The 696-nt window shown below is 49.0% G+C and carries 1 protein-coding gene; it reads left to right on the forward strand.

Going from position 1 to position 696, the window contains the following annotated elements:
- On the forward strand, positions 1-696 hold a 696-nt coding region (locus B5F91_RS14755), incomplete at both ends, for an IS5 family transposase (RefSeq protein WP_144025143.1).

The raw sequence follows: 696 nt of genomic DNA on the forward strand, positions 1-696 counted from the left end.
TCCAACCGACCTGACTGAAAAACAGTGGCAAGTTATAAAAAATATTTTAGAGCCGCAAGCGAGGAACCGAAAACATCCGCTTAAAGAGATAATGAATGCCATCCTTTATGTCAACAAGACCGGCTGCCAGTGGCGTATGCTTCCTTCTGACTTCGCCCCTTGGCAAACCGTCCATTACTACTTCCGCAAGTGGAAGCTTGAAGGTGTGTTTGAAGAGGTGATGGATGCCTTGCACTCCCTTATCCGTAAACAGGCGGGACGGGAGGAAAGCCCCAGTCTTGGCATCATGGATTCCCGAAGCGTAAAGACTTCCCATCATGTTGATTCTGACCGCGGTATAGACGGGAACAAGAAGATCAAGGGACGGAAAGAGCACATCATTGTCGATACGCTTGGCCTTCCGTTAGCCGTTGCAGTCCATAAAGCCAGCCTGCATGACAGCAAGGGCGCCCCACAAGCCATAGAGAAACTCGCTTATAAATTTCCGCGCTTGGTTAAAATATTGGCGGATGGAGGCTACAGGGGAGATTTGGCTGATTGGGTCAAGAAGAAATTCGGATGGATATTGGAGGTCGTACTCAGACCGAACGAATGTCCGTCCAAATTTCAGGTACTGCCCAAACGCTGGATTGTGGAACGCTCTTTCTCATGGCTGGAAAACTTCAGAAGGCTGACCATCGATTACGAATTCCTTGC

This window comes from Bacteroides sp. An322 (assembly GCF_002161765.1).
GTDB lineage: Bacteria > Bacteroidota > Bacteroidia > Bacteroidales > Bacteroidaceae > Phocaeicola > Phocaeicola merdavium.